The organism is Bartonella sp. CL266QHHD, from assembly GCF_042195355.1.
Taxonomy (GTDB): Bacteria; Pseudomonadota; Alphaproteobacteria; order Rhizobiales; family Rhizobiaceae; genus Bartonella.
In genome coordinates, this window is the sequence record NZ_JBHIOD010000035.1 from 1 (window position 1) to 24076 (window position 24076).

Annotated in this window: 20 protein-coding genes, 1 tRNA gene and 1 pseudogene; 10 read left to right on the forward strand and 12 right to left on the reverse strand. The window is 35.4% G+C overall.

Features of this window, described 5'->3' with window-relative positions; translation table 11 throughout:
- Positions 1–202, forward strand: a pseudogene (locus ACFIK7_RS03780) (late control protein); the annotation flags it as partial.
- A gap of 367 nt (positions 203–569) precedes the next feature.
- Here ACFIK7_RS03780 and ACFIK7_RS03785 read toward each other — a convergent pair.
- Positions 570–646 (reverse strand) — tRNA-Met (locus ACFIK7_RS03785).
- A gap of 163 nt (positions 647–809) precedes the next feature.
- Between ACFIK7_RS03785 and ACFIK7_RS03790 the strand changes: the two genes are divergently transcribed.
- Together ACFIK7_RS03790 and ACFIK7_RS03795 are read left to right on the forward strand one after the other, a co-directional pair.
- On the forward strand, positions 810–1766 hold the full coding sequence (locus tag ACFIK7_RS03790; protein ID WP_273790823.1) for a Gfo/Idh/MocA family protein: 957 nt from the start codon (positions 810–812) through the stop codon (positions 1764–1766).
- Between the two features lie 49 nt (positions 1767–1815).
- Positions 1816–2934, forward strand: a complete 1119-nt coding sequence (locus tag ACFIK7_RS03795; RefSeq protein WP_375631199.1) for a DegT/DnrJ/EryC1/StrS family aminotransferase — start codon at positions 1816–1818, stop codon at positions 2932–2934.
- Between the two features lie 325 nt (positions 2935–3259).
- Here the strand turns inward: ACFIK7_RS03795 and ACFIK7_RS03800 are convergent, their stop codons facing one another.
- The 3 genes from ACFIK7_RS03800 to ACFIK7_RS03810 are packed head-to-tail and all read right to left on the reverse strand — an operon-like array spanning position 3260 to position 4526.
- On the reverse strand, positions 3260–3526 hold the full coding sequence (locus ACFIK7_RS03800; protein WP_375660011.1) for a hypothetical protein: 267 nt from the start codon (positions 3524–3526) through the stop codon (positions 3260–3262).
- Positions 3516–3902: a hypothetical protein gene (locus ACFIK7_RS03805; protein ID WP_375631197.1), complete on the reverse strand. Its 387-nt coding sequence runs from the start codon at positions 3900–3902 to the stop codon at positions 3516–3518. Before ACFIK7_RS03805 ends, ACFIK7_RS03800 begins: the two co-directional genes overlap by 11 nt.
- A gap of 27 nt (positions 3903–3929) precedes the next feature.
- A complete protein-coding gene (locus ACFIK7_RS03810) occupies positions 3930–4526 on the reverse strand; it encodes a DUF1134 domain-containing protein (RefSeq protein WP_273790821.1) in 597 nt (198 codons plus the stop codon).
- Positions 4527–4739: 213 nt separating this feature from the next.
- Here ACFIK7_RS03810 and chpT point away from each other — a divergent pair, with 213 nt between their 5' ends.
- The gene (gene chpT, locus ACFIK7_RS03815) at positions 4740–5378 is read left to right on the forward strand and encodes a histidine phosphotransferase ChpT (RefSeq protein ID WP_273790820.1); all 639 of its coding nucleotides are present in this window, start codon (positions 4740–4742) and stop codon (positions 5376–5378) included.
- Positions 5379–5601: 223 nt separating this feature from the next.
- Here chpT and ctrA read toward each other — a convergent pair whose 3' ends face one another.
- On the reverse strand, positions 5602–6303 hold the full coding sequence (gene ctrA, locus ACFIK7_RS03820) for a response regulator transcription factor CtrA (protein ID WP_273790819.1): 702 nt from the start codon (positions 6301–6303) through the stop codon (positions 5602–5604).
- A 564-nt stretch (positions 6304–6867) separates the two neighbouring features.
- On the opposite strand from ctrA, the gene ACFIK7_RS03825 reads away from it, so the two are divergent.
- Positions 6868–7254: a flagellar export protein FliJ gene (locus ACFIK7_RS03825; RefSeq protein WP_375637668.1), complete on the forward strand. Its 387-nt coding sequence runs from the start codon at positions 6868–6870 to the stop codon at positions 7252–7254.
- A 162-nt stretch (positions 7255–7416) separates the two neighbouring features.
- Here the strand turns inward: ACFIK7_RS03825 and ACFIK7_RS03830 are convergent, their stop codons facing one another.
- Positions 7417–7692, reverse strand: coding sequence for a DUF1153 domain-containing protein (locus tag ACFIK7_RS03830; protein ID WP_273790817.1), 276 nt, complete (start codon positions 7690–7692; stop codon positions 7417–7419).
- 391 nt (positions 7693–8083) lie between these two features.
- On the opposite strand from ACFIK7_RS03830, the gene mnmA reads away from it, so the two are divergent.
- Positions 8084–9307, forward strand: coding sequence for a tRNA 2-thiouridine(34) synthase MnmA (mnmA, locus tag ACFIK7_RS03835; protein WP_273790816.1), 1224 nt, complete (start codon positions 8084–8086; stop codon positions 9305–9307).
- Between the two features lie 279 nt (positions 9308–9586).
- Here the strand turns inward: mnmA and ACFIK7_RS03840 are convergent, their stop codons facing one another.
- Complete coding sequence (locus ACFIK7_RS03840; RefSeq protein WP_273790815.1) at positions 9587–10396, reverse strand: RNA methyltransferase; 810 nt, start codon at positions 10394–10396, stop codon at positions 9587–9589.
- 768 nt (positions 10397–11164) lie between these two features.
- Here ACFIK7_RS03840 and ACFIK7_RS03845 point away from each other — a divergent pair.
- Complete coding sequence (locus ACFIK7_RS03845; RefSeq protein WP_375631194.1) at positions 11165–12073, forward strand: cation diffusion facilitator family transporter; 909 nt, start codon at positions 11165–11167, stop codon at positions 12071–12073.
- Between the two features lie 1298 nt (positions 12074–13371).
- Here ACFIK7_RS03845 and ACFIK7_RS03850 read toward each other — a convergent pair.
- Complete coding sequence (locus ACFIK7_RS03850; protein WP_375623436.1) at positions 13372–14211, reverse strand: DUF1460 domain-containing protein; 840 nt, start codon at positions 14209–14211, stop codon at positions 13372–13374.
- 768 nt (positions 14212–14979) lie between these two features.
- Between ACFIK7_RS03850 and ACFIK7_RS03855 the strand changes: the two genes are divergently transcribed.
- Positions 14980–16200: an MFS transporter gene (locus ACFIK7_RS03855; RefSeq protein WP_273790812.1), complete on the forward strand. Its 1221-nt coding sequence runs from the start codon at positions 14980–14982 to the stop codon at positions 16198–16200.
- A gap of 558 nt (positions 16201–16758) precedes the next feature.
- The gene (locus tag ACFIK7_RS03860; protein WP_375658182.1) at positions 16759–16947 is read left to right on the forward strand and encodes a hypothetical protein; all 189 of its coding nucleotides are present in this window, start codon (positions 16759–16761) and stop codon (positions 16945–16947) included.
- A gap of 108 nt (positions 16948–17055) precedes the next feature.
- Here the strand turns inward: ACFIK7_RS03860 and carA are convergent, their stop codons facing one another.
- Positions 17056–18252 (reverse strand): glutamine-hydrolyzing carbamoyl-phosphate synthase small subunit, encoded by a 1197-nt coding sequence (gene carA, locus ACFIK7_RS03865; RefSeq protein ID WP_375662964.1) that lies wholly within the window; start codon positions 18250–18252, stop codon positions 17056–17058.
- Between the two features lie 258 nt (positions 18253–18510).
- Between carA and ACFIK7_RS03870 the strand changes: the two genes are divergently transcribed.
- Positions 18511–18963, forward strand: a complete 453-nt coding sequence (locus ACFIK7_RS03870) for a GatB/YqeY domain-containing protein (RefSeq protein ID WP_273790810.1) — start codon at positions 18511–18513, stop codon at positions 18961–18963.
- A 678-nt stretch (positions 18964–19641) separates the two neighbouring features.
- Here the strand turns inward: ACFIK7_RS03870 and ubiC are convergent.
- The 3 genes from ubiC to ACFIK7_RS03885 all read right to left on the reverse strand — a co-directional run bounded on the left by ubiC (position 19642) and on the right by ACFIK7_RS03885 (position 24045).
- Positions 19642–20148 carry a chorismate lyase gene (gene ubiC, locus ACFIK7_RS03875; RefSeq protein WP_273790809.1) on the reverse strand — a complete coding sequence of 169 codons (507 nt, stop codon included), beginning with the start codon at positions 20146–20148 and terminating at the stop codon, positions 19642–19644.
- A gap of 1096 nt (positions 20149–21244) precedes the next feature.
- A complete protein-coding gene (locus tag ACFIK7_RS03880) occupies positions 21245–21496 on the reverse strand; it encodes a GlsB/YeaQ/YmgE family stress response membrane protein (protein ID WP_273790808.1) in 252 nt (83 codons plus the stop codon).
- An 857-nt stretch (positions 21497–22353) separates the two neighbouring features.
- Positions 22354–24045, reverse strand: a complete 1692-nt coding sequence (locus tag ACFIK7_RS03885) for a Na/Pi cotransporter family protein (RefSeq protein ID WP_375631191.1) — start codon at positions 24043–24045, stop codon at positions 22354–22356.
- Between the last annotated feature and the right edge of the window lie 31 nt (positions 24046–24076).

Here is a 24076-nt window from a genome sequence, read left to right on the forward strand (position 1 = left end):
TTCTTTGACCCTTGAGGGGCGTCCCGAAGTCATGGCGGATCAACCTCTTTTATTGCAAGGGTTTCGTGGGCAAATCAATGGGCCATGGAAAGCTTCCACTGTCACCCACCGCTATGAAAAACAAAGCGGATACACAACAGAAATCACCTTTGAGGCACCAAACAAGGGAAAAGAGGCAGGAGAAAAGGAAACCTCTGAGTGACAGAAAATCAAAGGGGCAACTTGACCGAATTCTTTAAATGCTTCTCTTTTTAATTAATGTGCTTAGGATACAGAAAAATTATCAGTCAATTTGACTAAAAGAGGTCATTACATCTTATAAATGCTGCTTCTCAAATAATGCGATTCCAACTCAAGGAGTTGATCATCTCAAATTGCGATTTTGAGTAGAAAAGAAAAAGGAGCTTTAAATACCCTTTTAAAGGTCTTTGATGACCCTTTGAGAACCCCTTTAAAACTCTTTGAAAAAAAATGAATTGGTACAAAAACTAGTGTCAAAATATACAAAACCCGCTGGCAAGCTACAGGCAAGCTACACTGCTGACAAACTACACACAATAAAAAAGTAATGGTAGCGGAGGAGGGATTTGAACCCCCGACACAAGGATTATGATTCCTCTGCTCTAACCTACTGAGCTACTCCGCCAAAATAAGCAATCATAATTGTCAATAATTACATCTTTTGCGGATATAAGGGGTAGAATAGTAAGATGTCAAGCATCGTTTTTAAGCTTTTCTCTTGTCATTCTATATTATCCTCGATATGTAAAAGTGTAATTTTATATGATAAAGTAAGGTAAGGCATGAAAATGGTGCCACGTGTAGCGGTTTTAGGATGCGGTCATTGGGGTGAAAATCATATACGGACACTCCACTCTCTCGGAGCTTTAGCAGCAGTTTCTGATATTGATAATGATCGTGCTGCTAGTTTTGCAACACTGTATGGTGTAGAGGTTGTTACACCAGATGATCTTTTTACTCATCGAGATATTGATGCGTTGGTATTAGCGTTGCCGCCACAATTGCATACGCAAAATGTGCTCCGTGCTGTTAAAAATGGTAAAGATGTTTTGGTGGAAAAACCAATAGCCTTGAATGTTTCTGATGCTAAACGCCAAGTTCAGGAGGCTGAGGCCTATGAGCGAGTTTTTATGGTGGGCCATATTTTACGTTTTCATCCGGCTTTTGAAAAAATGTGTGAATTGGTGAAAAACGGAGATGTGGGAGATGTGCGATATATTTATTCTCATAGATTAGGCTTTGGAAAATTTCACACACACAGTGATGCTTTATGGGATCTTGCCCCTCATGATCTCTCAATGATTTTGGCGTTGACAGGATGCGAACCTTCCGAAATTCGCGGTGAGGGGGCTGCTGTCGTTGATCAGATTTCTGATTTTTCTCATATTCATATGATTTTTCCAAATGGTGTGCGTAGTCATCTTTTTACTTCACGCTTAAGCTCTTATCGTGAGAGGCGTTTAATTGTTGTTGGAACAAAGGCTATACTCGTTTTTGATGATATGGAACCGTGGAGTCGTAAATTGGCAATGCACCATTTTGCTGTTTGGAAAGAAAATCAAGAGTGGGCTTTTAGCATGGATGAGCTGAATTATATTGATGTTTGTGAAGACTTGCCGCTTACTTGCGAATTACGGCATTTCCTTCATTGTATTGAAACGCGTCAATCACCTCGTACAAATGGTGATGATGCTATTGCTGTTTTACGGATTTTAACAGCTGCTGATGTCAATTATGATAGATAAAAGAGATAGGTAGCGCTTTTGCATTCTTGTGATGATCAATGGAGTTAATATGCAATTCATCGACCTTGGGGCGCAGCGTGCGCGTATTGAAGATAAAATTAATTCTGCAATTGCGCATGTAGTCGCTAGTGGTAAGTATATTTTGGGGCCAAAAGTAACAGAATTTGAAGAGAAATTGGCAGAATATCTTGGCGTTAAACATGTGATTGCATGTGCTAATGGAACAGATGCTTTGAAGATGCCTCTTATGGCTAAAAATATTGGTCTAGGGGATGCTGTTTTTTGTCCTAGTTTTACATTTTCAGCAACGGCTGAAGTGGTTGCTTTGGTGGGGGCTGAACCTGTTTTTGTCGATGTTTTACCTGATACATTCAATATTGATGTTGAAAAACTTTCTCACGCTATCGAAATGATAAAAAAAGAAGGACGTCTAAAGCCAAAGGCTATTATTGCTGTTGATTTATTTGGGCTTTCTGCTGACTATGTGCAAATTGCTCAAGTGGCTGCCAAGGAAAATCTTTTTGTAATTGAAGATGCTGCTCAATCTATGGGGGGGAGAAGCGGTAATACTATGTGTGGTGCTTTTGGTGATGTGGCTGCTACAAGTTTTTATCCTGCAAAACCATTAGGATGTTATGGCGATGGAGGCGCTATGATGACCAATGATGATCATTTTGCAAAACTTTTACGCTCTATTTTGTTTCATGGTAAAGGTGAAACGCAATATGACAATGTACGTATTGGTATGAATTCGCGCCTAGATAGCATTCAGGCTGCAATTTTACTAGAAAAGTTTGTGATCTTTGAAGATGAAATGGAAAAGCGTGTAGAAATTGCTCAACGCTATTCCAATGGCTTAAGAGATATTGTTACAGTTCCAGAAATAGGAGAAAATATTCGTTCTGCTTATGCACAATATACGATTAAGGTAAAAGAACGGGATAAATTAAAAGATTTTTTACAAAAAAATTCTATCCCTACAATGATTTATTATAAAACTCCTTTACATCAACAGCCAGCTTATAAACACTTCCCTTATGTAAAAGATTCCCTTTCTGTTTCAGAGTCTTTGGGAGAGTGTGTTTTAAGTTTACCAATGCATCCTTACTTGACACAAACGGATCAGGATATGATTATCAAAAAAATAAGAGATTTTTATCACTCTTGAGAGCGTATTTTTATCCTTAAAATTATGGTCAAATCTCTATTGGTGATCCATCTTAGAAGGTATTTTTTGTTAGAGTGTGTGACCAATGTCTTTGGTATTATTTGCTTTCTAGAACCTATGAAATGTTGTTCTTTAGAGCGGAGATATGATTAGAAAGTGAATCTGCTAGACAAGAAGATATTTTTTAACAGAACGGTATGGGCTAAAAAACTTTGTCCTTTAGCTTAGCAGAAAAGTCACGTTTAATAAAAAGGATTTGGGTTATGAAAGTTACAATGAACCTTTGTTGATTTTACTCTTCATTTAAGGTGTTTTAAAAGATAACTTATTTAACAGGGCTTTTGGAGAGAAAAGTTATTTTTTTGCGAATACGTGAGGCTAGGTCATTTTTGTTTTTTGATTTTTGAATCAATGTGTTGATGGGTGATGTATTCCCCTCTTGTAGCGCTATTTGAGCTGCCAATGTTGCTGCAAGTTCTTTTGTTTCTTCACGGAGTTCTTCCAGCAATTGGTGGTTAGCAGTCGGGTCAAGCTCATGAGTTTGGATTTTTTGTAAGCGTTGCTGATAGAGTGCGATTTTTTCACGCATCATTTTTCTTTCCTTTGAAAGTGTGTAGTGTGGCGATATTTTGTTTGATTGCTATCGCTTCTTTGGTGAGAGTATCTTTTGTGGGGAGGCATAGCCGATAAAATTGTTCTGTTACTTGGCTCAGTTGTATTTTTTGTTGGGCATATTTTTTTTGCAAAAATTCGTACTTTTGTTGGTTGTTTGCTAATTCTACAGCATGTTGTGCACGAAGAAAATCGTGATTTGCTTCTATTTCCGCGAGTGATAATGGCATTTTCGCACAAACATCTTTATATGCAAAATGAACGGCTTTCCGCCAAATAAAAGGAGATAAAAGCACCAGTAACCAAGAAGTGAAAGCAACTCCGAGTATAAAAAAAAGAAATGATTGAATAAGCATAATACCCCTTTTCAAATAAGAATACGTTTAAAACGGATTCCATGTCGGTTTAGGTGTTAATTTTAAATATCCTACATTGATACCAAGGCGTGCGCCGACTCCTGTACGTATTGGGATTAACAAGGTATTATGGTATTTTAGGACATGAAAACCAACACCTGCAATTAAATAGGCCGAACCTGAAATACCACCATAGCGTCTCCATAAATTATTTATGCCATTAAGATTGTAAACTAAGATCATTAAACGGGAGCCTTGGCCGCCAAAATCCCATCCTACTGAGGGACCTTGCCAAAAAACTTTATGTTGACCATAGCTTTTGGTAAAAACCCTTCCTTCGCCATAGGTTAATCCAGCAAAAAAGGCACCAGAAGCTTCTTCTCCTAAAATATAGGCATTGGGATAACCGTATTTTGAAAAAATATTTTGAATTGCAACAGCCAAACCACTGGCTGTTTTTCCAAAAAAAATATGACCAGAATCAATAATTTCTTGGAGTGAATAATGAGGCTCGTTTTGCTCTATTGGTTTTAGTTGAGCATGTGTGGTGTTTATGGTGATGAATAAAAGGAAGATTAAAGATATAATATTTTTGTACCAGTATTTGAGCAGAGAGAGAGCCATGGAGTTTTCTCCTTTTATTAGTGATAAACAAAAAGATAATATTAGAATTTTCATGCTATTCAAATAAAAAATAAGATATAAGGTTATTTAAATTCTTGAATTTATTTCTGATTTTTTAGCATGATTGTTAATATTTCCTATTATGCATCAGATGTTAAGAGTTTTTCTTTAAAATAAAGTTTGTTTTTTTGAATCTAGGAGTTTTCAATCATTATGACGTTAGATATTTCTTTGAAGCCTATGGATCTTGCTGCTTTGCTTTGTAGTCGTATTTGCCATGATTTGATTTCACCTGTGGGGGCTATTCAAAATGCAATGGAGCTTTATGATGAAGGAGGAGCTGAAGAAGATGCTTTACAATTGGTGCGTTTATCCGTTGCAAGTGCTGCTGCACGTCTACAATTTGCGCGATTGGCTTTTGGTTTTGCTGGTGCAAGTGGAGGACAAATAGATACACGGGCTGCAGAGCAGGTTGCTCAACAATATATGAAAGAAGAAAAAGCAACATTAAAATGGCAAGCTTCTTCTTTATTGTTAGAAAAAGATGAAGTTAAACTTTTGCTTAATTTATTATTGATTGCAAATGCAACAGTTTCTCGTGGTGGTGAAATTGTTGTTATGATTTTGCAAGAAGAAAATAAACGTTCTTTTCGATTTGAGGTTTTCGGTAGAACTCTCCGTATACCCCCTCATTTTCTTGCGTTATTCCGTGGAGAAGTTCAAGAAGAGCTTGTTGATGCACATGTCATCCAATTTTATTACACAATGTTACTTGCTCAGATGACAGAGATGAAAATAAATATTGATGAAAGTGATGGTTGTATTGTTTTAGAAAGTATAAAAAAGCTTTGAATAAGAGAGAAGCGCTTAAGCTGTGTTGGGAAAAGTGGCTTCGATTGAATTTATGAGCGATAAGGTTATATGTGTAAATTTGGTGTGGTTACTTCTTAAGCTTTAAGCGCTTTCTATATGAGATTTTTGGTGTGCGAGTTTTCTACTTTTAACAGAGAAAAGATCTCGGGAAAAAATCTCGGCCCGCTAGACTCCGAGATTTTACAATGTGCATGTTCACTGCTTAAGCGGTTTTTCGTACGTTCTCTTCAACTGGATCACGTAATACATAACCACGTCCCCAAACTGTATCAATGTAATTTACACTAGAAGAGACTGCTTCCAATTTTTTCCGCAATTTACAGATAAAAACATCGATAATCTTTAGTTCTGGTTCATCCATTCCACCATAGAGATGATTGAGAAACATTTCCTTGGTAAGGGTGGTACCTTTGCGTAAAGAGAGAAGCTCTAACATTTGGTACTCTTTACCGGTTAAATGAACAGGGCGCCCTGCAACTTCGACAGTTTTTGTGTCAAGGTTAACGGTGAGATCTCCGGTAACAATAACCGATTGTGCATGTCCTTTAGAACGACGAACAACTGCATGGATACGTGCAATGAGCTCATCTTTATGAAAAGGCTTCGTCATATAGTCGTCTGCTCCAAAGCCAAAACCACGAACCTTGTCTTCAATGGCATTCATACCAGAAAGGATTAAGACAGGAGTTTTTATTTTTGCCAATCTTAGAGTCCGCAAGACATCATACCCTGACATGTCAGGCAAATTCAGATCAAGCAAAATGATATCATAATCATAGAGTTTTCCTAAATCGATACCTTCTTCACCCAGATCAGTGATATAAACATTAAAGTTAGCCGACTTTAACATCAACTCAATACTTTGAGTAACTGCTCTATCATCTTCAATTAATAATACGCGCATTTTAGATCCCTCACTTTGCTCCTTCACGAATCATAAGGAGCATTTCTATTTTATATCAGTTAGCAAAACCACTGTTATAAAAACAATTCATTAAATCAAACACTTATGACAAAGTGTTTATGAACATTTCAGTAGTACGCGTAACAATCACTACTAAATTCCCCACTATCCATGATAGTGGTTAACAAAATATTTTTATTTTTGAAAGAGGCTACAAAATTATTTTAGAAAAATCCCATATTTTTTAACATAATAAACAAAGAAGGGCTTTTTCTATAAACTTTAACTTAAAAAAAATTGTAAAAGAGCGTTATAAATTACTTTTTTACAATTTCAGTGTTTATTTACTGAGCTTTAAACCTCTTCATTTATAATGGGGGGAAAAGTTAAAGAAATAGTTATTGCTCTTTAAAGCAGATTGTATTTTCAGATGCTTTAATGCAAGGCAAAAATTATTATAATTTCAAGTTAATAGACTGTTTTTGTCGGATAGACATATAACTAAAAGATATTTATTGGGTGTGAATGCGAGTTTTGAGTTGGCGCAATCAAGGAGTAGTGAGTATGAAGCCACGAGAAAATATGGTGCGATTGAGGATGTTTCAAGTGCGTGGAAAGCGCCGTGAAATTGCACAGCTTGAGATGATGATCGCAGAATTTGAACGAATGGTGTTAGAGTTGGAAGCACAGATTACTCATGAAGAACGTAAATCTGGAAACAATGATGTTCACCATTTTGCTTATTCTGCTTTTGCGCGTGCAGCGCGGCAAAGACGTGATAATCTGATCAATTCAATTCGTGATTTAGAACTTCAAAAAACAAACGCTGAAATTGCTCTCCATGAAGCTAATACAGAGCTGCAACGTGCACAGCTTTTGGAAGCACGAGAAAAGAAGATTGTTGCGGATGATAAGGATATTTTGATTGAATCTAATTCAATGGTTGGCTAATTCAATGGTTGGCTAATTCAATGGTTGGCTAATAAAAGCAATTATTGAAGAATCCATTCTTTCAGGTTTATCTTTTGGATATAGTATAAAACAGCCAAACTTTTATCAAGTTTGGCTGTTTTATAGATTGCTTTATGTTATCAAATCGTAATCAATGGCAACTTAATGCCTGTAGTGTTGAATCTTGGTCGTTCGTAATCCCGCTAAACCGTGTTCATCGATTAAACTTTGCCATGAAAGAAATTCTTCTACAGTCAAAGTATAACGATGGCACGCTTCGTCAAGACTTAACAATCCACCTCTGACAGCCGCAACAACTTCAGCTTTGCGACGAATCACCCAGCGCCGTGTTGTTTGCGGCGGTAGGTCGGCAATTGTAAGCGGACTTCCATCTGGCCCAATAACATATTTCATTTGTGTTTTTATCAAGTTGCTCATTCGTATCCTCTACCTTTAGTCAAGGACTTGATTCGTTTATAGAGCATGAAATTTAAAAAAGAGCTAAAAGCGCTGAAAGAAAAAATTAATAAAGTGATTGGGTATGTAAAAAGAAGCTCAAGTTGAAGTGTGAAGAAGAGATTCTTGCAATATTTTACCGGATTTTTCAAAAGAGCAAAAAAGGATTTCTCCTAAACGATTACCATTATGCCTTATTTCCATCATTCTTTTTTTGTTTGCAGCAGCTCTTAAGAAAGTAATGCCTATGGTTGTGGAAAGGATAAAAAAATAATATAAAGACAATCAATCGTGTAAAAGTGCTGAAGAGCGTGCATCAGAATGTCAACATATGGGTAGCCATTAAACAGAGCAGTAAATAGAGAATGAATACATGTTTTTAAACAGTCTTGATTTACCAGGACAACCTGAAGATTCTCGCATTGTTGTTGCAATGTCGGGGGGGGTTGATTCATCGGTTGTTGCAGGTCTTTTGAAAAAGGAAGGATATAATGTTATTGGCATTACGTTGCAGCTTTATGATCATGGGGAAGCAACGCATCGGGTGGGGGCGTGTTGTGCAGGACAAGATATTGAGGATGCACGCCGCGTTGCAGAAACACTAGGAATTCCTCATTATGTTCTTGATTATGAAAAGCGCTTTCGCGAAGCTGTTATTGATCCTTTTGCAGAAAGTTATGCTCATGGAGAGACCCCAGTACCATGTATTGCATGTAATCAAACGGTTAAGTTTGCTGATTTATTAGCAACGGCACGCGAATTGGGGGCAGATGCTTTGGCTACGGGACATTATATTCGTTCGCGTTCCAACGGAGTGCATCGAGCACTCTTTCGTCCTCTCGATAATGATCGTGATCAGAGTTATTTTCTCTTTGCAACGACACAAGAACAGATTGATTATTTGCGTTTTCCACTTGGTGACCTTCCAAAAGCCCGCGTTCGTGAAATGGCAGCAGAAATGGGCTTTGTGGTTGCCAATAAGCATGATAGTCAGGATATTTGTTTTGTTCCACAAGGAAAATATTCAGATGTTATCGCAAAACTGCGTCCAGAAGCAGCTAATCCTGGCGTTATTGTCCATATTGATGGAAAGATTTTAGGTAAACATTCGGGAATTGTTAATTATACGGTTGGTCAACGTCGTGGTATTGGGGTGTCAACGGGTGAAGCGCTTTATGTGGTTTATCTCGATGTGGAAAATGCACGTGTTATTGTTGGACCGCGTGAAATGTTAGAAACGCATAAGCTTTTTTTACGTGATGTGAATTGGCTTGGTGATGAGTCGTTAGATAATTTCCCTTCTCAAGGTATTGAGGTGGCTGTAAAGGTGCGTTCAACGCGTCCTCCTCACCTTGCGCGCTTACATTATAAAGAAGGTATTTTTTCCGTTGATTTATTGGAATGTGAAAATGGTGTGGCACCAGGGCAAGCTTGCGTTCTTTATGATGGAAATGGTCATGAGGCGCGTATTCTTGGGGGAGGATTTGTAACACATTCAGAACGTGCAGCTGATACTGAAATGATGTTGAAGCGCGTTTTATGCAATCTCGAAACAAAAGATCCTGTTTCCTCAGAACTAAAAACAACAGCTTTATAAAGCATAGTAAATTGATTTATAATGATATTTTTTAATCTTAAACTTGAATGAGAGACTTCCGGAAGATTTTTTCATTGAAAGTTTGTTTTATGATTGAATCCATCAAAATTATATCTTTTGCACGTCATAAGTGGGTTAGGGTGTGGAAAGTGATGATAAAGAAAATGTAAAAATGTTTTTTATCAATGCTTTCAAAGGCTAGGGAACGGCAATATTATTGGAGACTGATAGATAACATACAACATTGGGTATGTTTTATAACTTGAAGTGTTATCATCTTTAGTGGTCAAAGTTGGTAAAATGAGCAAGTGCAATACCTGAGGCTGTGGCAACATTAAGGCTGTCAAAACCGTCAGTCATGGGAATACGTAAGGTGTTTGATTGTTGTAGTATATGGGGTGGTAAGCCATCGCCTTCTGTTCCAAAAATAAGTGCTATTCTTTTGGTTTTGTTGGCTTGCTTGAGAGTGTGTGAGGCAGAAGGGGAGAGTGCATAAAGATGAAAGTTTTCATCGTTTAGAGCAGCTATAATGTCATCTATATCAGCGTTTTGCGTATAGGGTACTTTTAAAGCAGCGCCGGCAGACACTCTTATTGATTTGCGATAAAGTGGATCGCATGAGGTTTTGTCGACAATAATGCCATTACTGGCAAAGGCTGCTGCATTACGAAAAATTGATCCCATATTATCGTGATTCGAGATACCACATAAAACAAGAATCAAAGCTTTTTCTGGAAGATGTTGTAAAAAACTTTGTAAGGATGGCAGTATTTTGCGTTTACCAATACCCAGAACACCACGATGAACATGGAAGCCGGTGATATTATCCATAACTTTTTGTGGAACGCAATAAATGGGACATAGAGGCTGTGTTTTTTCTAAAAGCGGTAGAAGTCCAGAGAGACGGTTTGCTACGATGAGCAGTGAGATGGCAGAAAACTCTTTCGAATGTAGTAATGCGGACAATGTTACTTTGCCTTCAGCAATAAATTGATGTTGCCGTCCAACAAGATCTTTTTCACGGATATTATGATAGGCTTTTAGGCGTGGATCATCTGTTTCATTGATTGTTGTGATATTCAAATGCATGCGAGATTTTTAGTGCTTTTTTCTTATGATTTCCAGATGTTAGAATTTGTTTTATTTAAAAAAAAGAGATAAAAAAACATTATTTTAAAACTTATGGTAGAATTTGTATTGACAATATGCAACCATAGGTATAATGTAAAAATACTGATACGGAATCATATATTTTTTCTCGTATCGGGTGCAGTGTCTTGGGTCCCCGCTATTTCCCAAGTTCTGTATGCCCTTAATTTCTAAGGGAAAAGAATCTGGGTCCCCAATGCCCAGATTCTTTTTTTTTGAGGGTAATCATTGTTCTTCTTTTTATATCTAAATTTTTTAGTAAATCATATTTTAAAATCCAGTTGACCTGTAAAGTTACCGTAGAGTGCTAAGATATTTTTTCTAAGGTGCAACGATGGCTTATAGATGGGGTATAATGCACATCATAAGACTGAAAAATAATGCATGATCATGATAGATTTGAGCAAAAACAAGTTTTTCGTTTATGAGAAGTGAGATGGCTTTAAGTTATTCAGAAAACGATTAATAATGAAGGTTATGTGTTTGATTGCTCTTGGGAAAGCTCTTTTTTCTATTATTTTTTCTCTTCTTTATTTATTGATGCTGTTCGTGTAACTGAGCAGTTTTTACGATAATAATGGTGAGCTGAGGCGTTTATTGTATGATGAAGCTTCTGTAATATTGAGGAAAGATCGTCGTTATGCCAAAAGTATAATGATATGGTTGAAAATATTAATTCCCTATTTCGTGAAGAAAAGGATGAGGTTCATGGATGTAAAAATCAATATACAAAGCTTGACTTTATACTCTATTTTTATTGCGTGTATTGTTTTTGCTTTGAAATATTGGACATATCACATCACAGGTTCGGTTGCACTTTATTCTGATGCATTGGAATCAATTGTTAATATCCTTGCGTCATTGGCAGCATGGTGGGCTGTTAAAGTGAGTATGAAGCCAGCAGATCATGATCATCCCTTTGGGCATCATAAAGCGGAATATTTTTCCGCAATTCTTGAAGGGGTACTCATTATTATTGCCGCAATTGTTATTTTAAGAGAAGCATGGATAGCTCTTTCTACCGTTAAATTGTTGCAGAAACCTGGAATATGGCTTGTTATTCATCTTATTGCAACTGTCATAAATTGTATGTGGGGAATGGTTCTTATTTGGCAGGGAAAACTCCATCGCTCACCGGCTCTTAAAGCTGATGGAGTGCATTTTATAACAGATGTTTTTACTTCGCTTGCAATTTTAATTGGTTTGATTGCCGGTTTTGTCGGGGGATGGGGAGCTTTAGATCCAATTTTAGCGATAATCGTTGCCGTTAATATTCTCTTACAGGGCTGGAAGGTGATTAGAAATGCTGTTCAGGGATTAATGGACGTTGGCGTTGAATTGAATGAAAGCATGCGGATTCGGGAACTGATTTCTGCAAATGCATCGGGTGCGCTTGAGGTCCATGATTTACGGACGCGTGTTGCTGGAAGGGTTACTTTTATAGAGTTTCATTTGGTTGTGCCTGCTGTAATGCAGGTAGGAGAAGCACATAAAATTTGTGATAAAATCGAAGCTGTTCTTCAAAAAGAATTTGATAATGTGCGTATTTCTATTCATGTCGAGCCTGAAGATGAGGCAAAATTGCCTCCCGGTACAACGGTAATCCCTTTTATATAAAAAGTTTTTTTCAAATTGTCTGTTATGTTATGAGGACTGTTTTTTTATGATGGGGTGATTCATACCTCTCGAAAATACAATGATGCTCTTTTGTTGATTTAATTTTTGCATCAATCAAGTATACAAGGTTAAACAGAGTATTTAAGGCAAGATTTATTCTATTTCGTTAAAACACTGTCATTTAAGGTGTGGTGAGATAAGGCATATAAAATTTGATCTATTAAGTGTTTTTAGAGTATGGAGTAAATATTCAAAATAGGACTTGCCGGTGTATTCTTTTGTAAGTGAATCTCATGAAATGGTTAGCAGCTTAAATCCATTTAAGAAAACGGATCGTTTACAGACTGTCGGGAGTAGATGTTTCGTTTCTTAGGGCGAGGAGGAGTGAAGCCTTCGTAATAAGTTTAATGAGATTTAATTATAAATTTTGTATAAAAGTTATGAATAGGGTTTTAAAGTTTGTGATCATAGATTAATCGTCATTATTGTTGCTAATAAATGTGTTGTTTTATCGATACAATGTGTTCTGTTTAGAGTGTTCTTTATTGCATGAAGGATGGGGGACTCATTAAAAGATGAAAAAACAAAAATCATGCTCATAACTCTACTCTTTAAAGGATATTATTGTCGTTACTGTAGAAAATTGTAAAGCTGAACTAAAGAATGATGCTAAAGATAGAAACTGGTTTTTAATTGATGCCTTCATATTTTCATTCCAATCTGGCATCAAAATTTTACAAGGACTCGTACAGTACTGGTGCATCCTAATCATAATATGCTGCTATATCAGGGCTATTTTAATTTATAGATAATAACAAAAAGCAAAGACTTTATAAGGAAAAAAAAGCTATAAAGTCAAAAATTTATATGCAATAAATTAGAGAGGTAGATCGAATTTTTATAGAATACTTTATGAAACAACCACCAAACATATCTGGCTTTACTTTTACTTATTTTTACAAACGTTCGTTTGTGTCTTTTGCGTTATATTCGTAAAGATCAGATTAGCGGTAATCTAAAGATAACTCTTGGTTGAGAATATGAAAGGAAAGCGTGATACTATAATAGAGTTTTTTCTGTCTTTATCGTTCAACCAGTAAAAGTGATTACAAATCCGTAATTTCTCCAAAAATGATTTTGTCATACTTATAAACAAAGTTAGATCAAAACGACTTTTTTCTCTTAAAACTGTAAACAAATATATTGTATCCGTATAGCTTGAACGAAGTTAGATGTTTACCTGAATAACGACAGTATATATTTTAAGAATAGAGAAGATATTTCATATCGCTATGATGTTATTCAAGAGCCCTTAAAACAATGATTCCTGGTGTTTTTTCAACATAATTCATAAAAGGAGAATCAACGACTTTTTCGTTTTCTTTTCGTGAAGAAGCATTTCTTAACATTGGCCCTTTATCTGTCATGATAAAGAAGCCCACATGTGTTACATCCAATCCAGCAAGTTTCGTATAAATACCAATGAAATCACCAGACTGTAAACGACCTATAACCTCCTCATTAATAAAGTTACTTGGAATATACGTTATTGTGCGTTTCACAACTGGCAACCCAGGTAGATAGCTTCCACCATCAGCTTTTTTATTGAGATATTTTTCTATTTTTACCGCATGGGGACTTATTTCAGCGGTAATATCAGTGGCGAGTTTATATTCTCTATAAGCCCAATCCGTAAAAAAATGTTTCCGATTTAAAAAATGAACATTACCGTTAATATAACGCGTTTTTATGACGTTATTTATGAATTCTGTTTGGGATGTTGATTTGCGCAATGCTTCAACATAATCCAGATAAGTGAAGCAATCTAAGCCTCTAAAATCAATAATCAGTTTTTCTGGTGTATTTTCTGAGCCATGTAACATATTTGCTTGGTAAGGTGTCCCTAAAAAAGCTTCAGAAAGAAAGTCAATTAGTGCCCCTTTTTCCTGATAATTTGTTTCTGAACGTTTTTTGAGAAGAGCATTTAATTTATTTAGAGTATAGGGATCTAGGTTTACGTTGGTTGTTTGTTGTGTTTTTATTTTATTTTCTACAGTACTCTCTTGTGAATCAGAATCCTGAACATCACATCCTGTTACCAACATTAATATGAGAATTAATAGGGATATTTTTCGCATTTTATACACCATTTTGAATTAAAAATTCATGACGAACTATTTCTAAAAGTGCTATTTTTTAAATGCTTATCATGATCATCGTTAGATTTAATGCTAGCATACAATCATTAAGAGTATCAATGAATATAAAGATAAAATCATGGTTTTTAAGGTTACACAAATTGCAAACGATATGAATCTTTTCTAAGATTATAGAATTAAAGGATTTTTCTCTATAATATACTTATTTTTTAATCAAAATTATTGTCAAATAAATATTTTTAAAAATATGATGAGCTTTTTACGTTGTTAAGCTATTCTGGTGTTGCTGCTTTAACTTTATAGCATATTCTGAGGGTAAGAAAATTTTTTAAGAGCTTATCTTTTAAAAGGTTTCAATTACTATAGGATATCTAACGTATCCAATGGAATTGAGATTCCTGAAAACGGTGGGATGAGAGGGGAAAATGATGTCTGATAAAATTCATCGTAATGTCTCTAAAACTATTGGAAATACTCTGTGTTTCATGAAATTTTGTTCATGAGTTTGTCGCACAAATATTTTGTTCGTATAATGCAAAAAAAATTTTTATTCTTTGACAATGAGATAGCAACTAAAGATACACCAATTAAAACGTAATTTTACAGTTTTATCTTGACTCTTACTTAAATTTTTACTTTGTTATTATTTTGTATGTGAAAAGTATACGGTATAGAATACTTTTAAAAGGAAAAGGGAGTTAAAAGATAGCGGGGGAGTCATTGTATGCGTAAAATAGTGTGTATGTTATGCAAGACCAAATGCTCAATCCGAAATTTGTTCAGCGTGGGCTCATTTTAGTGTTCATCACTTTATTGTTAGATATTCTTTGTATTGCGATCATTTGTCCTGTTTTGCCTGAATATTTTTCTCAATTAACTGGAAAAGAGGTTAGTACATCTTTTGTAGAAAGAGGAAAATTACTTGCAGCTTATTCAGTGATGCAGTTTTTGTTTGCTCCTGTTATTGGCAATCTCTCTGATCGTTATGGTCGTCGTCCTATTTTGCTTCTCTCTATTATCTGCTTTGCTCTTGATAATCTCATATGTGCTATAGCATGGAGCTATTCTATGTTATTTATCGGGCGTCTTTTGTCAGGGATAAGTGGCGCTAGTTTTGCAACTTGTACAGCTTATCTTGCGGATATATCTGATGATAAAACCCGTACACGCAATTTTGGTTTGTTAGGCATTGCATCCGCATTGGGGTTTATTTTAGGATCGTTTATTGGTGGTTTTTTAGGTCAGTTTGGTCCGCGTATTCCGTTTTATTTTGCTGTTGGTTTTTCACTCATTAATTTTATTTTTTCTTGGGTTATGCTTCCAGAAACCCTTTCTTTATGGAATAGGCGCTTTTTTGATATTAAGCGGGCAAATCCCTTAGGTGCTTTTTGGCACCTGAAACAATATCCGATGGTTCTTTGGGTGTTATTGGTCTTTTTTCTTTATTGGTTTGCGGAATCTGTATGGTTAAGCATTTGGGCGTTCATTGCAAAAGAACGCTATGATTGGAGTTCTTTTTCTATTGGACTCTCCTATAGTGTTTTTGGGATAGGCCAATTTATTGTAGTCGCTCTCTTTTTGCCTTATTTTTCTAAACGATGGAGTGATTGGCATATTGTTATAGTGGGGCTTTTGTTTGCCTCTGTTGCTATGCTGGGCTATACATTCGCGACGCAGGGGTGGATGGTTTATATGGTTTGTATGTGTACAATGCTTGAATATCTTGTTCATGCACCTATACGTGCGATTGCTTCAGCGCAGGTACCGACAAATGTACAAGGAGAACTGCAAGGAGCGATGACATCTGTTATTTCATTAAGTTTAACATTTGGTTCTGTTTTTTATGTGTTTCTTTTTGAATGTTTTACAGATAAAAATGCACTGTTTTATTTTTCAGGTGCTCCTTTTGTTGGAGGCTTTTTTCTTCTTGTCGTTGCGACAGTTATTTTTGCCTTGCGGGTACGTTAATTTGTTGAGAGAGGCCGGTACGTACTATTTTGCTAGAAGAATGCACAAGATAAACAAAATGTATCATTTTATAGGCAGAAAGTTTTTTGTGATATTTGTTTAACAAAGTGTTATATAAAATATCGATATATCCTTCTCATTTAGTGCAAATAATTTTTTTTATTTTGTGATATTGTTTGTATAGGGGAGTCCGTATTTTTTCTATTGCTTGCAAATTAATATCCAGTGCTAATGCAGCAGCATATTGAAAACAAAAGATTAAAACGTATCTGCGTTAGATGTATCAGTATTGTATGAACAATTCCAAATTTTATATGGCAAATTGGAAGTAAATATTGCTTATATTTGTTGGCATAACTTCTGGAATCGAAAGAAAACCTCATTTTGGAAGAATATAAAGTTGTAAAATTGAAAAGATGTTTTCTGTTTTGCTATTACTTTTTTATTTGGCTTTACAGTTTTCAAAACCATCTACGGCAATATCTTTTAAAAAGTAGAGATTTGTTGCATTGTTTCACACTTTAATTTCTTTATTCTTTAGGAGGAGTTATGCTTCTCATGCAAAATAGAATGCTTAAAATTGTATTTTCGAAGGTTAGACACTTTACTCTTTTTAAAAATAGTTTTTATCGATACACTTACCTTGCTTGGGGGGAGAAGCCAATGATTTTGATGGATACGACCTTAAGAGAAGAGGAAGGAGAAAAATTTAAGCTATTCAGTGCGCTCTTTTTAGTTTCAGAATGATAAATAATAATACAACTTCAATAAGTTGTAGGTATAAAAATAATATAATTGTGCGTAGGAAGATGATATAATTTAAAGGAGAGAAGTTAAAAGGTGAGGCTTTTTATTTTAAGATATTTTTTTATAATTCATAATGAGATCACAAAAATGCTGAAAGAGGTAGTGGCTATCTTGTGGTCCAGGAGAAGCTTCGGGGTGATATTGAACAGAAAAAACAGGTTTTCCAATGATTCGAATACCACAGTTTGAACCATCAAAGAGAGAAATATGTGTTTCTTGAACATGTTGTGGTAAAGAGGAAGAATCTACGGCAAAACCGTGATTCATCGATACAATCTCAACTTTTCCAGTGTTAAGGTCTTTAACTGGGTGGTTGGCACCATGATGTCCTTGGTGCATTTTCACGGTTTTTGCACCAACCGTAAGAGCGAGAAGTTGATGACCAAGACATATTCCAAAAATTGGCAAATTATGATCAATTAATGTTTTAATTGTTGGAATGGCATATTGAGCCGTAGCTGCGGGGTCTCCTGGTCCATTAGAAAGAAAAATGCCATCAGGGTTCATTGCCAGAATTTCTTTTGCAGTTGTGTGGGCAGGCACAACAGTAATGCGGGCTTTTTGTGTTGCCATAAGGCGAAGAATATTGCGCTTAATACCGTAGTCAATTGCAATGATATGAAGATTGTGCACATTGTTTGTACCGTATCCTTTATTCCAACTCCATGGTTTTTCATTCCATTGCATTGATGATTGAGATGTCACGTCTTTCGTAAGGTCAAGATTGACGAGACCGTGCCATTTTTGCGCACGTTTCTTTAAAGAAGGAATATCAAAGTTTCCATTAGCATCATGTGCAATGACAGCATTTTGTGCACCTTTTTCACGAATAAGAATTGTGAGTGCACGTGTATCAATACCACAAAGTGCAATAATTTTACGCGTTTTAAGCCATTGATGAAGATTTTCATTGGATCTATAATTTGAGGGATGTGTAATATCTGCTTTGAAAATAGCGCCAACAGCACCATGACAATTGAGAGGAGAGAGATCTTCAATATCTTCGCTATTTGCCCCTACATTTCCTATATGAGGAAAAGTAAAATTAACGATTTGTTGTGTGTATGATGGGTCGGTGAGGATTTCTTCATAGCCTGTGATGGCGGTGTTAAAACACACTTCAGCTTCAGCGATACCTGTAGCACCTGCTCCTTTGCCTTCAATAACGGTTCCATCTGCTAAGACTAAGAGGGCTGTCGGTTTTTTGATACTCCAAGGGTGGCTGGGTGAAGTTGCTTGTATCATAGTATGTATCCACAATTTATTCTCTGAAAGGTATAATGACCAACTTTACACAAAAATCATACCTTTAACAGATGCTGTGTATATTATTCTGGTAACGTTTCGCTTGAAATAGGCAGTATAAGTACATTCCATGAAGAGGTAAAGTCTTGTTTTAGCTTTTCGAAGATCGAGTCCTTAATTATTTTTTTATCTTCCATTGCAAGATGGATAAAGATTGGTTAAAAGGCATATTCTTCTTGAACAAAATTGGATAAATTTATGTTGCGTAACCAGATTGATGGGGCTCTTAGGGCTGCTTTGAAAGTGCAAGATAGTGCGCGTCTTGCTACACTTCGTTTAATGAATGCTGCAGTTAGGGATCGTGATATTCTTTATTATGATGAGGGGAAGCTAGAAGTGGATGATCAGCAGATACAGTCTGTTTTCACTAAAATGCTTCAACAGCGTGAAGAATTGATGCGAGCCTATAAAGAGTCTGGTTGCTTGGAATTGGCAGAGAGAGGACAAGCAGAAATAGAAGTTATTCGTGAATTTCTTCCCTATCAACTTAAGGAGATGGAAGTAGAACAGGTTCTTTGTGAAGCTTTGGCACAAACAAAGGCTGAAAAATTACGCGATATAGGTAAGGTGATGGCGTGGCTTAAGGAACGGTATGCGGGGCAAATGAATTTTTCTAAAGTGTGCAATAGTCTTCGTAAAAAATTGCAATAGATCTTGTTAATTCAATGGGATGGGAAAATATTTTTTATTGTGCGTCACCTTTATAAATCAGTAGGATTTTGATAAATATCATTCATTTTTTATATACATACTATTATCAAAAAAATATTTTTTTGAAATCAACGAAGTTTTTTTGGCTCTTATAGAGCAATAAACATTCTTTTATGTATTATATTTCTCTGTTCTTCAAAGCTGTTAGATCATTAAAAAACAAAAAGGTTATAGAGTTTTTACTTTTTAAAAAAGATCTATTATTTGCACTGTTAAAAATTTTAAAACAGGATGATTAAGTTAATTGATACAGATTTCCAATTTTGGGGAGTGTATTATTGTCTTTTTTTGCTGTTTCAAAGCATTTGTTTGATAAAGAGTTACCATATTTAGAGTAGTGATTATTCGGTAAGAAATTTAAATATAGATGGTTTTATCAATATGGCGTGTATCTTTTTAATTCAAGTGCTGGTTTTAATGATAAGAAAATCAGAATTTTAGAACGTTTTTTCTAGGGAAGAGATTTTTTAAGCTGAGTTTATGAAATAAAAGGATATTTTGAAAAGAAATCTTTGTTTTTAATGTGTTCTTGAGATAATTTTGAAATTCTTTTCTCTGATTAAATCCCTTATAAGCTATATAAAATCTATAAATTATGCAGAATAAAATGAGTAACCTCTATTTGTGGGGATACAGTGGTGAATCTGTTAAAAATAGTTCAGTTAGCAACAATGGCTTACCCGTTAACCGCAAACGGGAACGGCGTGCCCATAGTGCACCTTGTTGACCAATATGAATGTAATCGCGGGTTAATTTGTCATTGTTAAATAAATAATGTCCTAGAGGTACAGTTCCCAAATGCATCAAGGCTTGATTGTGTAGGAGGGTTTCTTGTGGAATTACAGTGCGTCCAAGGAGCCAAGGTTTATTATCTCCCATTAATATGATTTCGCGTAGCCAATAACGCGCACTTTCGGGGAGATGCTCTGCTTCTTCTGTTAATTTATCTCGCGTAATAAAACATTCGCGTTGTGGTTGAACTTGGAGGCAGGTACAATATTTCTTTAATCGAAGCGTCATCGAGCCCGATTCCATGAGCCAATCGCGAACGTTTTCTGGTATTGGAGGATTTTGATCAGAGAACCACTTTAGAGGCGGTAAGATGGAATCTTCAAGATCAGACATCGTTTTACTCCACAGCTAAAGTCTTATTCCATATGTTATGTTGGGTTAAATAGATAGCTCTATTGTAATACAAGGAGTATAAAAGCAGCAAGATTTTAACAGGAAGATATCAAAGGGAAAGTCGATTGCAAAGGTCTTTAAAAGAAGATATGCGGGAAGTATATATTATAGGATTATTTTCATTAAAAAAGCAAAATAAGGTATTATGTTTTATCCAAGGCGCTTTCACAATGCGTTACGGAAATTTCTTTATCGCATGAGAGCAATGGGAAAAATGTTTCGTACTTTAAAATTCGTTTGTAACGCATATAAAGAAGAGCTAAAAATTCATCTATGCAAGATGATATAAAGAGGAAGTTTTAAGAGGAATAAAATTTTATTTTATACTTTAGAAAGTGAAGAGATATTCAAATCTTTTGAATTGAGATGTAAAGGGGATCGTATTCTTTATAATCAAGAAGTTTATATTAATGCATATATTTTTGAAAAATTTAAAATATATTATATTATTAAAATTGTTAAAAATTACTTCACATAACATAATGTGTATTAATTCTATAATAAAGTTACATTAATATTATTTCATATTTATTTTATATACTATTTTCTTTCATAGATTAGAAAAAATTCTTTATCATTTTGTTCTTACCGTCTCTCTTTATTTCTTAAGATGCAAAAAAGCTCTTCGAGTTTTCTTGGTAAAAAGGGTATTGTTGATAGAGTGTATAGGTATTAGCATTATACGGTAGAATTTTTAATCATCGTTAGTGATTTTTGTAACCTTATGAATTGTTATTACAGTGAGATATGCTGGATTTGCGCACGTGGTACAAAAATCAGTTCGTATTTCGTTAAAATAACGCAACATATCTCTCCTGATATGCGTAAGTTTATATAGGTATGAAATGGTGCGTTATAAAGTTCTTTACTGCATTTCGTTTTATAATACGGTGATGGTGTATGCCTAAAATCGCAGCTTAAGCATCTCACCATCATATCAAAATTGGTAACAACAAGTTACAAGGAAATATTTCAAACTCTGCTAGTTGTTTCCTAGTTTTGTATTGAATCCCAAAAGGTGTAAAAAATAAATACTCTATGATCGAATTTTTTGTCCTATCCATATAAGAATACAGGCTCCTATAAAACCTGAAATAAGATAGCCAAGCCAACCAGCAAAACTTACACCTAAAAGACTAAAAAGAAAGCTTGCTAGCGCAGCGCCAATAATCCCTAAGATAATATTTAACAATATTCCTGTTTGGCTTTTCATAATATACTGTGCAGCCCAACCTGCAATCCCGCCGATAACAATAGCTGCAATCCAGCCGATGTTTGCATTTTCCATGATACCCTCCTTTGCCTGAATTTAAATTGTAACTAGAGTAAACTTTGTAAAAATCAAGGTTTATTCCTTTTTTACCCAGTGGAAAGGATATTGCTTTTAGATATTTTACTTATTACTTTCCTTTATATTAAAATAATATTCACATTTGTATCATAATAATACTTAATAAGTATAAATATATAATACATTTTAATTTATAAACAAATTAATTAATTTAGAAATACGAATAAAATAAGAAAATATTAGTGAAAATGTTTTAAGAACTCATAAAGTGTATTTATAAGCTTTTTAAAGCTCTCTCTTAAATTGAAAAAAACAACTGTGATTAAAGCAATAAGTAAAATGGATATTTAAAAGTTTGGAGCTTGCCAATTGATATCAATGATGTTTGAAATTAAAACTGCTTTGTTGACACGTTATAGCGTGGCTGTATAGGTTTAACCTCTACAGATCTTGATATAAATATTGCATTTTTGTGGGGTTTTGCATTCCTTATAGAGCATTTCTGTTTTGCTGCTACTGTGAAGCGATCCCCTTTTTACAAGGCGAGTTTAGGTTGGAACTATCATACTCTTGACCTACTCTTTATGTGTTTAACAGTCTTGGCTTTGAGATGGTTAGGCATTTTTATGTCTTTCTTCAAGAATTCTATTCTACATGCTGCTTTGTTTGTAATGTGCAAGCAAATGACTTTGAGCAATTCATCATGAATAGATTTTAAATGAAAGAAATTTACGATGAAGAAAGCTCATTTAAATTGTCAAATAATAAGATGTTTTGATTAAATCAATATCTTGACCATATTCAAAATTGAATAATCGATGTGATGTGTGTTTTATTCAAGTTATTTGAAAAGTTTAAGTTTTTTCTGTTTGTTCTTCAGCAGGGGTGCGTAGACGAGAACTTTGAAGAAGTCCCTGTTCTTCTAAAATGGGGTAGATCATTGAGGTCAAAAGAGAGTTGATTTGTTTGAGGTCGCGCACAGTGTCGAGATGAAGACTGGATGATTCTACATTTTTGAGATCCCCTTCACGCAGACGTTTAAAATGTTTTAAACTCATCTCTTTTTCTAAGTTTCGTAGTTGATCTTTTTTTTGTACCAATAGGTGTGCAGTATGTGTATCACGTGAGACGAGAACGTTAAATGCTATATGCGCGTTGGCTAGTACAATGGCGTGGAAACGAAGGAGATCACTCCAGCCCTCGCTGCTGAACTGTAAACCTTTTTGTTGTTTCTTTTTAACCAGCATCAGCATATTATGAATAATGATATCGCCTGCTTGGTCTAATTTTATACAGGCGCCTAGAAGTTCTTGCGTTTGAAGAGCTTCTTCGTCAGATAATTTTTGTCCCGCTAATCGTGCAAGATAAAGTTTGATGGCGATATGTTTTTTGTCCAATATGGTGTTGAGTTGGTTGAGTTCACGAATAATATTGGGATCAGGATTTTCATAAAGTCCCATGATTTTTTCTAGCATGATGTCTACAAGATCACAAATATGAATGACTTCACGCATGACATTTGAGAGAGCGAGAGTTGGGCGTTCAAGAACACTGTCATCAAGAGCTGTTTGATCGGATAAATTGAGCGTTTTGTTAGCTTGCATTTTTTTTGCACTTATATTCACGATCTGAGTGGTTAATTTTAAAACCCATTTTGAAAGTGGTATTCCAGCAAGGAGAATGAAAACATTAAAAATGATATGGGCGTTGATTACTTGAGTAGGGGCGTTATTGCCAAGCCATGTGATGGGAGGGTGAAAGGAGAGAAATAAGATAAGTATAAGGATTGAACCGGCCCCACGCATGAGTAAATTTCCTAAGGGAACGAGGCGGGTATTAGGAGAGGCGTTGCGCGTTAAAAGTGGTGCTATAAGAGAAGAGCCAAAGTTGACACCAAGAACCATGACAACACAGAGTTGCGTATGAATAAGATCGTAATTGGCAAAATTGACCAGCAAAATGATTCCTGCTATGGATGAATGTAAGAGGTAGGTTAAGCCAGCAGCCAACAAAAAAGAGGAAACAGGATCGGTTGAAAGATAACGAATGATGCTAGGCAAAATTTCGCTTTCACGTAAAGGTTCTGTCGCTGTACTTATCATCTCTAAAGATAAAATCAAAAGACCAATACCGATGACAATACGTCCTATTTGACGCCATTCACGTTTTTCTGTTGTCATGAAGATACAAGTGCCAATTAAAAGACACAAGGGCACAACAAGAGTGAGGTCATAGGTGAGAATTTTTACAACGATTGCTGACCCTAATTCTCCTCCACGTACAGCCATAAGTCCTGCTACTCCAGAGACAAAACCAGATTCAACGAAAGAACCAACGAGGAGCGTTATTGCTGTAGAGCTTTGTAAAATCATTGCTGTAAAAAGTCCAAAACTTACAGCAAACAATGGTTTTGAAATAACGTGGCACATTTTATATTTAAGTCTGTCACCATAGGCGCGTTCAATTCCTGTGCGCACCATGCGTGTGGCCCAGAGAAGTAAAGAAATAGCGCCGGCAAGATGAAGGAGTACCAATGAACCATTCATGATACTTTATTCTTTCTTTGTTGTTGTGAAT

Bases quoted from the DNA above. Each gene is read 5' to 3' on its own strand.
- ubiC (WP_273790809.1), bottom strand. From the start codon at position 20,148: ATGTCTGATCTTGAAGATTCCATCTTACCGCCTCTAAAGTGGTTCTCT.
- mnmA (WP_273790816.1), top strand. From the start codon at position 8,084: ATGTTTTTAAACAGTCTTGATTTACCAGGACAACCTGAAGATTCTCGC.
- ACFIK7_RS03870 (WP_273790810.1), top strand. From the start codon at position 18,511: ATGTTGCGTAACCAGATTGATGGGGCTCTTAGGGCTGCTTTGAAAGTG.
- ACFIK7_RS03880 (WP_273790808.1), bottom strand. From the start codon at position 21,496: ATGGAAAATGCAAACATCGGCTGGATTGCAGCTATTGTTATCGGCGGG.
- carA (WP_375662964.1), bottom strand. From the start codon at position 18,252: ATGATACAAGCAACTTCACCCAGCCACCCTTGGAGTATCAAAAAACCG.
- ACFIK7_RS03860 (WP_375658182.1), top strand. From the start codon at position 16,759: ATGCAAAATAGAATGCTTAAAATTGTATTTTCGAAGGTTAGACACTTT.
- ACFIK7_RS03850 (WP_375623436.1), bottom strand. From the start codon at position 14,211: ATGCGAAAAATATCCCTATTAATTCTCATATTAATGTTGGTAACAGGA.
- ACFIK7_RS03825 (WP_375637668.1), top strand. From the start codon at position 6,868: ATGAAGCCACGAGAAAATATGGTGCGATTGAGGATGTTTCAAGTGCGT.
- ACFIK7_RS03800 (WP_375660011.1), bottom strand. From the start codon at position 3,526: ATGATGCGTGAAAAAATCGCACTCTATCAGCAACGCTTACAAAAAATC.
- ACFIK7_RS03855 (WP_273790812.1), top strand. From the start codon at position 14,980: ATGCAAGACCAAATGCTCAATCCGAAATTTGTTCAGCGTGGGCTCATT.
- ctrA (WP_273790819.1), bottom strand. From the start codon at position 6,303: ATGCGCGTATTATTAATTGAAGATGATAGAGCAGTTACTCAAAGTATT.
- chpT (WP_273790820.1), top strand. From the start codon at position 4,740: ATGACGTTAGATATTTCTTTGAAGCCTATGGATCTTGCTGCTTTGCTT.
- ACFIK7_RS03795 (WP_375631199.1), top strand. From the start codon at position 1,816: ATGCAATTCATCGACCTTGGGGCGCAGCGTGCGCGTATTGAAGATAAA.
- ACFIK7_RS03805 (WP_375631197.1), bottom strand. From the start codon at position 3,902: ATGCTTATTCAATCATTTCTTTTTTTTATACTCGGAGTTGCTTTCACT.
- ACFIK7_RS03830 (WP_273790817.1), bottom strand. From the start codon at position 7,692: ATGAGCAACTTGATAAAAACACAAATGAAATATGTTATTGGGCCAGAT.
- ACFIK7_RS03885 (WP_375631191.1), bottom strand. From the start codon at position 24,045: ATGAATGGTTCATTGGTACTCCTTCATCTTGCCGGCGCTATTTCTTTA.
- ACFIK7_RS03845 (WP_375631194.1), top strand. From the start codon at position 11,165: ATGGATGTAAAAATCAATATACAAAGCTTGACTTTATACTCTATTTTT.
- ACFIK7_RS03810 (WP_273790821.1), bottom strand. From the start codon at position 4,526: ATGGCTCTCTCTCTGCTCAAATACTGGTACAAAAATATTATATCTTTA.
- ACFIK7_RS03840 (WP_273790815.1), bottom strand. From the start codon at position 10,396: ATGCATTTGAATATCACAACAATCAATGAAACAGATGATCCACGCCTA.
- ACFIK7_RS03790 (WP_273790823.1), top strand. From the start codon at position 810: ATGGTGCCACGTGTAGCGGTTTTAGGATGCGGTCATTGGGGTGAAAAT.